Annotated in this window: 7 protein-coding genes and 1 tRNA gene; 2 read left to right on the top strand and 6 right to left on the bottom strand. The window is 56.5% G+C overall.

Going from position 1 to position 8,487, the window contains the following annotated elements:
• Window positions 1–313: 313 nt before the first annotated feature.
• Genes FAZ14_RS03210 through fepD form a run of 3 tightly spaced genes read right to left on the bottom strand, consistent with a single transcriptional unit; the run spans window position 314 to window position 3,271 of the window.
• Window positions 314–1,111, bottom strand: coding sequence for an ABC transporter ATP-binding protein (locus FAZ14_RS03210; protein WP_016941146.1), 798 nt, complete (start codon window positions 1,109–1,111; stop codon window positions 314–316).
• 47 nt (window positions 1,112–1,158) lie between these two features.
• Window positions 1,159–2,193: an iron-enterobactin ABC transporter permease gene (gene fepG, locus FAZ14_RS03205; RefSeq protein WP_153508005.1), complete on the bottom strand. Its 1,035-nt coding sequence runs from the start codon at window positions 2,191–2,193 to the stop codon at window positions 1,159–1,161.
• Between the two features lie 10 nt (window positions 2,194–2,203).
• Entirely contained in the window at window positions 2,204–3,271 is a 1,068-nt protein-coding gene (fepD, locus tag FAZ14_RS03200; protein ID WP_016941144.1) for a Fe(3+)-siderophore ABC transporter permease, read from the bottom strand.
• A gap of 241 nt (window positions 3,272–3,512) precedes the next feature.
• On the opposite strand from fepD, the gene entS reads away from it, so the two are divergent.
• Complete coding sequence (gene entS, locus FAZ14_RS03195) at window positions 3,513–4,796, top strand: enterobactin transporter EntS (protein WP_016941143.1); 1,284 nt, start codon at window positions 3,513–3,515, stop codon at window positions 4,794–4,796.
• A 28-nt stretch (window positions 4,797–4,824) separates the two neighbouring features.
• Here entS and fepB read toward each other — a convergent pair whose 3' ends face one another.
• The gene (gene fepB, locus FAZ14_RS03190) at window positions 4,825–5,871 is read right to left on the bottom strand and encodes a Fe2+-enterobactin ABC transporter substrate-binding protein (protein WP_016941142.1); all 1,047 of its coding nucleotides are present in this window, start codon (window positions 5,869–5,871) and stop codon (window positions 4,825–4,827) included.
• 196 nt (window positions 5,872–6,067) lie between these two features.
• A complete protein-coding gene (locus tag FAZ14_RS03185; RefSeq protein WP_016941141.1) occupies window positions 6,068–6,874 on the bottom strand; it encodes a 5'-nucleotidase, lipoprotein e(P4) family in 807 nt (268 codons plus the stop codon).
• 634 nt (window positions 6,875–7,508) lie between these two features.
• Here FAZ14_RS03185 and FAZ14_RS03180 point away from each other — a divergent pair.
• The gene (locus tag FAZ14_RS03180) at window positions 7,509–8,300 is read left to right on the top strand and encodes an NPP1 family protein (RefSeq protein WP_153508004.1); all 792 of its coding nucleotides are present in this window, start codon (window positions 7,509–7,511) and stop codon (window positions 8,298–8,300) included.
• 101 nt (window positions 8,301–8,401) lie between these two features.
• Here the strand turns inward: FAZ14_RS03180 and FAZ14_RS03175 are convergent.
• Window positions 8,402–8,476: transfer RNA gene (locus tag FAZ14_RS03175), tRNA-Arg, on the bottom strand.
• Between the last annotated feature and the right edge of the window lie 11 nt (window positions 8,477–8,487).

Raw genomic sequence — 8,487 nt, 5'->3', positions numbered from 1 at the left:
GCTAAACAGTGGCGCTGCGCGCTACCTTCGGCGTTCGCCTTCGCTATTCGGGCCGCCCGTGACGCGGTTACTCGCCCCATCCATGGGGCTCGCCCTTCGGGCCAGCGTAAACGCTGTTCAAAAACGTTCCCGACGTTTTTGTCCGGCGCGGCACGGGCTTTCGCCGCGTCCATGCGGCTCACCCGGCGAAGTCGCCCACCTCAGCACTGTTTGGGACGCCAGAAAACCTACTCACCGATAATCAAGGTGTCTGTCAGTAATCTGAATGGCCGACGATAGTCGGCCATTTCTTATGCCAGAAACCGTGTTTGTTTTAAGGGGCTGGGTGATGGCGGCCGCAGGGGACGATAAGGGGGGTGTGGGAAACCGGGTCGTCGATGATGACGCAGGCCATGCCGAATACTGCCTGCACCAGTTCGGCGGTGATGACATCGGCGGGGGCACCCTGCGCCATAACGCTGCCTGCGCGCATCACGATAAGGTGATCAGCGTAGCGGCAGGCTTGATTGAGGTCGTGTAGTACCGCCACCAGTGTGCGGTCATGCTGCTGGTTCAGTTCCCGAAACAGATCGAGCAGGTCAATCTGATGGGCGATATCCAGCCAGGTGGTCGGTTCATCCAGCAATAACAGCGGCGTTTGTTGTGCCAGCACCATCGCAATCCACACCCGTTGACGCTGGCCGCCAGACAGTTCATCGACGCTGCGTTCTGCCAGTTCGCTGACGTTAGTCGCCACCATCGCCTGTTCCACCGCTACTTGATCGGCTTCACTCCACTGGCGCAGTAGCGTTTGATGCGGGTAGCGGCCGCGTGCGACCAAATCCATCACGGTGATGTTATCCGGTACGATAGCGTGTTGTGGCAGCAGGCCTAACTGCCGGGCCAGCGTTTTGGTGGGAATACGGTGGATGCTGGTACCGTCCAGTAACACGTCGCCCGCCATCGGTTTGAGCAGGCGGCATAGCGCTCGCAGCAGGGTGGATTTACCGCAGGCGTTAGGGCCGATGATGACGCTGAATTTTCCCGCCGGGATCGCCACGCTCAAATTGCGGGCGATAATGTTGTTGTCGTAGCCCAGCGTTAACTGCTCGGCGTGTAAAAGCTGTGTCATCAGAATCACTCTTTACAGGCAAATTACAGGTAAATTAAAGGGGCGGATTAGCGACGCGATTCGCGGATCAGCAACCCGATCAGATACAGCCCGCCAATGCTGACCGTCACCGAACCGACAGGCAATTGCCGACCGGTAAACAGATGCTGAGCGACAATATCCGCCGCCAGTAGCAGCACGCTGCCCACCAGTGCGGCAGCACACAGCGGCATGGTGCTGGCGCGGGTCAGGCGGCGTGCTATCTGTGGCGCGGCCAGTGCGATAAAGGAAACCGGCCCGGCACTGGCTGTGACAACCGCAATCAATACGATGCCGCACAGCATCAGCCACAACCGACTGGCCTGTGCATTGACCCCCAGCGCTCTGGCGCTGTCATCGCCCATTTCCAGCAGTTGCAAGCGCCGCGCCAGCAGTAGTGTTGCCAGCACGGTCAGCGGCATTACCAGTAACGCGGGTGTGGCTTTGGCCCAGGTCATACCGTTCAACGAGCCAGCTCCCCACAAGGCGGCGCTCATCACCGTTTCCAGCGCGCCGGTGATCATCAACCAGGTATTGAACGCCGACAACACGGCACTGACCGCGATCCCGACGATAATCAACCGAAAGCCGCTGATACCCTGCCGCCAGGCCAGCAGATACACCAGTAACGCGGTTGCCAGACCACCCAACATGGCACCTCCGGCAATCTGGTAATAGCTGCCGTGCAGCACAATGATCGTGACCAGCGCACCGGTATAGGCACCGGTGTTAAAGCCCACGACGTCCGGGCTACCCAATGGATTGCGTGTCAGTGACTGGAAGATAGCACCGCTGATACCAAGACAAGCACCGCACAGTAACGCCATGATCGCCCGTGGCGCGCGCCATTGGGTTACCACGGTCACGGTACCGGCATCACCGTGGTGAGCCAGCGCCTGCCAGACGGTGACGGCTGACAGCGGCAGGATGCCGAGGCTGACTGCCAGCGTCAGCAGGGCGACGCAGACCAACAGCAGCGAGAGGTTGATCCACACTGCACGTAGCGGCAACCGACCGCTAATCAAACCGGAAGCCGTGCGCAGGAACAGAGTTCGGGTAGACATAACGTGTTTCCTAAAACTTGCGCTGGCGTACCAGCCAGATCAGTACCGGCGCACCGATAAAGGCGGTGACAATAGAAACTCGCAATTCACCCGGTACCAACAGGCGGCCGACAATATCAGCGCAGAGCAGCAGTATGGGGGCGAACAGCAGGGAATAGAGCAGAATCCAACGTTGATCCGGACCGGCCCAGCCGCGTGCGATGTGAGGGATCATCAGGCCAACAAAGCCAATCGGGCCGGTCAGCGCGGTAGCGGAGCCACACAACAGCATCACCGATAGCATCGCCATCACACGAATGACGCCGACACGGGTGCCGAGTGCCGTCGCGAGGTCATCCCCCATACTGAGGGTATTCAGTGAACGGGCCGCCAAAAATGCCAGCGCACAGCCCAGCAGTACAATGGGGGTGACCCAGGCCACATTGCTTAGCGAACGGATATCCAGCGTACCGGCTTCCCATAGCCGTAACTGATCAAAGGCGTGGGGATTGAGCAGCGACAGTGATGAGGTAAAACCCGACAACACGGCGCTTAGCGCCACACCGGCCAGCGTCAGGCGTATTGGATTCACCCGACCGCCGCTCAGCGTACCGATGATCCACACCATCAGGCTGGCTGCTAACACGCCGAGCCAGGCAAACCCCAGCCACGACGCCATACCGGTAATCCCAAACACGCTAATGCCGAGCACGATGGCGAAGCTGGCACCGGCGTTAACACCGAGGATGCCAGGGTCGGCCAGCGGGTTGCGGGTCAGCGCCTGCATCACCGCCCCGGCGGCACCCAGTGCCATGCCGACCAGAATACCGGCCAGTGTGCGCGGTAGCCGTGCCTGTAACACGATGATGCTGTCCGGGCCTTGCGCGTGCCCCGCCAGACTCTGCCAGACGACCTCCGGCGCGATGGCGCGGGCACCCAACATCAGGCTGGCGAGACACACCAACGCAAGCAACAGCAGACAAGGCAGTACGCCACCGAACCGACGCCCGGTTAACGATGACGGTGTATACGGCAGGGGGGTAACCTGACCACCAGGAGATGAACGCATTGATAAGAACTGCTTTATTAAATAATGCATATGATTATTATTATCATTAATGTTATGGCGTGACTAGGGTAACATTGAGGTTTTGGCAAAGACATTGACCTGACGCTGGGTTGGCGGCATTTACCTCGGGGTTAACCCCCACAGGATTAACTATCGCAGGATTAACGCGTCATCCCTGGCTGGGTGTGCCGTTATTTCAGGTCGCTAATGGCGGCGCTGCGGCGCGGCTGCGGCCGCATTTTTATTAAAGACAGGAATTCATCCAACACTCATGGCTAAATCTTCTTTTTTTCTCGACTTCAGCCTGCTCAGGCAAAACGCACATTTTCGCGCCATTTTTATGGCCCGCATGTTGTCGGTGTTTGCACTCGGTATGCTGACCGTTGGTGTACCGGTGCAGATTCAGGCGATGACCGGTTCTACGTTACAGGTCGGTATGGCGGTGGCATTGGATGGCATCGGTATGTTTATCGGGCTGATGTTGGGCGGGGTACTGGCGGATCGCTTTGATCGCCGCAAACTGATTTTGTTTGCCCGCGGTACTTGTGGGATAGGGTTTGTGGCACTGAGCCTGAATGCGTTTTCCGGCTCGCCGTCATTGCTGGCGCTCTACGTGCTGGCAGCCTGGGACGGCTTTTTCGGCGCATTGGGGATGACCGCGTTGATGGCGGTGATCCCGTTGTTGGTCGGTCGGGAAAATTTACCGGCGGCTGGGGCGCTGACCATGTTGACGGTACGACTGGGGGCCATTTTGTCACCCGCACTGGGCGGGGTGATTATTGTCGCCGGTGGTGTCGGCTGGAATTTCGCGGTGGCGGCGGCCGGTACGCTGGCGACCTTGATCCCACTGGTGCGACTGCCGACCATGAAACCGGCACCGGGCAAGCCGGAGCACCCGTTGCAGGCGCTGGCTGGCGGGGTTCGTTTCGTTTGCGCGCACCCGGTGGTGGGGTGTGTGGTGTTGCTGGGGATGTTAGTGAGCGTGGTCGGTGCCATGCGGGTGCTGTTCCCGGCGCTGGCGGGTGACGCGTACCACGCCGGGCCATCGGCGGTCGGGTTAATGTATTCCGCCGTACCGCTGGGTGCCATGCTGGGGGCGTTTACCAGTGGTTGGGTATCCGGTGTTGCGTGGCCGGGGCGCATTCTGCTGGGGTGTGCGACCGGGGCGTTTCTGGCGGTGGGGTCGCTGGGGCTGTTTAGCCATTTGCTGCCAGCGCTGTTAGCGTTGGTCTGTTATGGCTATTTCAACGCGATCACCTCGTTGTTGCAGTTCACCCTGATCCAGAGCCACACGCCGGATCACCTGTTGGGCCGGGTTAATAGCCTCGGTACCGCGCAGGATGTCACCGGCGATTCCGTTGGCGCGCTGATTCTGGGGCTGATGGGCAAACTCCTGGTGCCTGCGACCAGCATTCTGGCGTTCGGCGCGGCGGCGACCGCGTTGGGGGCACTGATAACAGTGCTGGTGCGTCCGCTACGACAATGCCGTTTTGGCGAGCCGGTGGAAACGCAGCGTGAAGAGGAAACAACCGACGACGCGTTACAGGAAGGATAACGCGTCGCCGTGTGCTCCATGCTGTCGGTCAGTGAGCCGCTGGCCGACGAAAATGGTGTTCGACCTGGTTTAGCATGTTGCTGGCGCTGTAATAATCGAGTCGGAAGGTATCCGGGCCCATCGCCCAGACACGATGCTGCATGACCGGGTCGAGGTGACTGAGGAATGGGTTGTCGATGACTCGCTGCACGGTATTCTCGTCAGTGGCGAACAGCAACAGTGACTGGCCGTTGAGACTGGCAGCCATATTCTCACCGGAGATTTGCACAATATCTTGCCGTTTGCCCATGCGCGTTTCGGTCGGCAGATTGTCCGGCAGCGAGGCTAACTGGAACCCGAGTTCATGGAGCAATTGTCCCTGTGCGGACGAGGGTGTCCATAGGTTAACGCCCCGACCGTCTTCGTAATACACCAGCGCCGACACGGGTTGTGGCGGCAACTGAATTGCCTGTTTCACCGCCTGCACCCGCTGTTCGAAACGCGCAATCACCTGGCGGGCATCGGTTTCGTGACCGGTAGCTGCACCCAGATACTCAGCCAACTGTTGCCAGCTTTTGTCACCGTAATCCACCACCAGCGTCGGCGCGATGGCCGAAAGCTGCTCATACAGCTTCAGAGCGGAGTCACCGCCAGTGGCGGCAATAATGATCATGTCCGGTGCGGCCGCGGCAATCGCTTCTGCGTTCGGTTCGGTGATATAGAGCGGTTTGACGTGGCGGGCTTTTGCCTCGGCACTCCACTGACGAAAGAACCCTTGCTCGTCAGCCACGACGGTATTGGTGCTGGTGGCACCGGAGCCAACCAGTGGCGCATTGATAGCCAATAGTGTGCCGCTGAGGGTAACACTGGTGGAAACGATGCGTTGTGGTGGGTGCGTGAGCGTGAGCGGCCCTTTCGGTGTTGGTACCGTGCGGGGCCAGCCCACGGACGCTGACGCCGTGGCATGTTGAGTGGGGGAGGCGGCGTTGTCGCAACCGACCAGCAGCATTGCCAGTAACCCCAGTAGCCAGGGTAGGTAACCCGGTTGTTTATTCCCTGATGGCACGCTCTGCGCGCACGTCCCTGATCCCAGCATACGTTTACCTGTTGAGCATGAAAATGTGCCGCAAGGTTATCGATAATGCGTATCATATTCAATATGGTTGAGTGGGATGGTTAATATCTCTTAAGGGCCGTCGCCACAGTAACGGCGCTGGTTGGGTGGTGAATGGTGCACAATAAACAACGGGGCAGACGCCCCGTTGTTGCTGGTCAATGCGCTGTAATCCGGATTACTGGCCGTTCCAGACACGCATCTGTTGGCTGCGTACCTGTAACTTTTGTTCTGGTGTCAGCGCGTTGTAGTTGCTGCTAAGGCCGCTCTCCCAGTCGCCGTAAAGCGGGTTAGGCAATACGATGAACTGTGTGCCGAATTTCGCCCGGTTTGCACTGACAAACGCACGGCGTTCATCATTCAGCTTGTGGTACGTCGCAGCGCCGAAATCATTGAGGTTGTCGCCAACATACAGCACTATCTGGTTGCCTTTCGCGCTGATTTCATCAAAGCGGGCTTGCTTGTTACTGCTTCCTTTACTCAGCCACAGTGTCTGGCTGTTCACCTCCGGGAAACCGAGTTTTAGCATGTTTTCGCGGGTATCCGTGGCTTCGCTTTCCAGCCGGTTTGAGACATAGAACACCTGCCCGCCATGACTATTCACATAGCGCGCAAATTCCACTGCGCCGGGTACGGCCAGAGCCTGACGGGCATGTGACCAGCGGCTCCAGCTTGCCGGGCTAAAGGGCTGATGCTCTTTGGCCTGCCAGCCACTGTAGGCGCTGTTATCCAGCATGGTTTCATCCAGGTCAACCACGACGACTTTTTTCTTACCGGCAGTCACGGGCGCGGCATCGAATGCTACGCGAGCCGAGTTGAATGCCTGATAACACAATGCCTGATATTCACCCGACTGCTGGAACCAGTTCAGAGCCAGCACCGACTGGTTAGAGAGCGTCGTCTGGGCTTGTTGTGACGGTGTGCTGCAACCGGTTAACGCCAGCATTACCATCAGAGCGCCTGCGCTGAAAGTCAGCTTTTTCATGTGTTTTCCTTTCTTGTTTGGGCCTGGCAGGGTAAGTGCACCGCGCCGAAGTCATGGAGTACGTGCATCAACGTATCGAAACAGCAATGTATCAGAGAGTAAATACGCAGATTTTATTTGTACGCACTTTTTTAAGTGCTGTCACGAATCTGTGAGGGGGGACGAAGGCGGGCTTCAGAAGGCACCACCACGCTGTGGAGGGGAGTGAAGCATCTACACTTATCAAAGGCGAAGAAATGCGTCAAAGGCGAAGAAATGCGGTAAAAAACAAAGGGCGATAATAATGAGAAAAATAACAGCGAAACAAGTGTGAGTAATTAACTGGACGGGTCATCTCGATTTTATTTATTTTAAAACGGAAAAGAAAATAAATATTGAAGAGGTAATGCAGGGTTGTTTCTCCGGGTAATCATTGGTTGCTGGCTGAAATATAGCTATGATGATTTTCGGGAGGCCATTTTTATCTGTTTTTTGTCATAAGGCTGAAATAGATGGTTGATGGTTTTTCTTATTAATGGGTTTACTGAATAACGATTTTCTGATCAAAAAATTACGCATTAATTGCAATTCCACTCTTTATTTTTAAAAACACCAATGGGCATGACGCCTAAGCAAAATGGAAACAGGAGATACTATGTTTTTAAAGAAGAAAGTAATGTTGGCAACCCTTCCTCTCTGGGCCGTATTTACAGCGCATGCTGATGATTTCGACAAACTGGATCAGGCATTACCTTCCGGTGTTAACGCGGCGTCGATTGCGCCGGTATTTGATTTCGATACCGATGGCTGCTTGCCCAGTGCCGGAATCAGTCGCAGTGGTCAGCAAAATGGCGGCCTCAATCCGACGGGTAGCCTCACCGGTGGTTGCCGCTGGACGACGTTTCTCGATAAATCCAATACGCTACATCGCTACGCCTGTGTAAATAGTGGTGGTAACCGCTACTGCGGCCATTTTTATGCGCTCTATTTCCTGAAAGATCAGATTGTGGCGGGCGTCAAAAGCGGCCACCGGCATGACTGGGAATATGCGGCAGTCTGGACCAAAAACGGCACGGTAACCCATGGTAGCTATAGCGCCCACGGTAAGCTGACGACAGCCGCTGCCTCCAGCCTGGATAAACAAAATGGCCACCTGAAGTTTGTCTATCACAAAGATGGTGCGCTGACCCACGCGTTTCGTTTTGCCAAATCAGGCGAGCAGGCGGAAAACCCTTATAACACCTTTGTCACGCCGGATATTGTCAGCTGGTATGCCGTGCATGGTGATGGTGTCAGCAATCAGGAGATGCGTAATAAGATGAATACGTTTGATTATGGCTCGGCAGATATCCCGATGAAGGACAGCAATTTTCTGTCTAACCTGAACGCGGGCAAACCGGGTGATTACCCGAACTTCACGCAAGCCAGCGTGGAAAGCGCTAAATAATGTACCGGCCGGGCCTGACAGTCCGGCTAACGTCATTTTTATGATTTATAGTTGTTTTTAAAGGATTTTTAGACTTACTGAGAAGGTGTGAGAAGTGTGATTGGCGTCCCCAGCAGGAATCGAACCTGCAACTAGCCCTTAGGAGGGGCTCGTTATATCCATTTAACTATGGGGACTGCGTTGGCGG

The organism is Dickeya oryzae (assembly GCF_009372235.1).
Taxonomy (GTDB): Bacteria; Pseudomonadota; Gammaproteobacteria; order Enterobacterales; family Enterobacteriaceae; genus Dickeya; species Dickeya oryzae.
Note: the sequence above shows the minus strand (reverse complement) of the source record. Positions and strands in the feature narration are given on the sequence as shown.

Excerpts from the sequence above, each read along its gene's own strand:
- fepG (WP_153508005.1), bottom strand. The coding sequence starts at position 2,193 with ATGTCTACCCGAACTCTGTTCCTGCGCACGGCTTCCGGTTTGATTAGC.
- FAZ14_RS03210 (WP_016941146.1), bottom strand. The coding sequence starts at position 1,111 with ATGACACAGCTTTTACACGCCGAGCAGTTAACGCTGGGCTACGACAAC.
- fepB (WP_016941142.1), bottom strand. The coding sequence starts at position 5,871 with ATGCTGGGATCAGGGACGTGCGCGCAGAGCGTGCCATCAGGGAATAAA.
- FAZ14_RS03180 (WP_153508004.1), top strand. The coding sequence starts at position 7,509 with ATGTTTTTAAAGAAGAAAGTAATGTTGGCAACCCTTCCTCTCTGGGCC.
- FAZ14_RS03185 (WP_016941141.1), bottom strand. The coding sequence starts at position 6,874 with ATGAAAAAGCTGACTTTCAGCGCAGGCGCTCTGATGGTAATGCTGGCG.
- entS (WP_016941143.1), top strand. The coding sequence starts at position 3,513 with ATGGCTAAATCTTCTTTTTTTCTCGACTTCAGCCTGCTCAGGCAAAAC.
- fepD (WP_016941144.1), bottom strand. The coding sequence starts at position 3,271 with ATGCATTATTTAATAAAGCAGTTCTTATCAATGCGTTCATCTCCTGGT.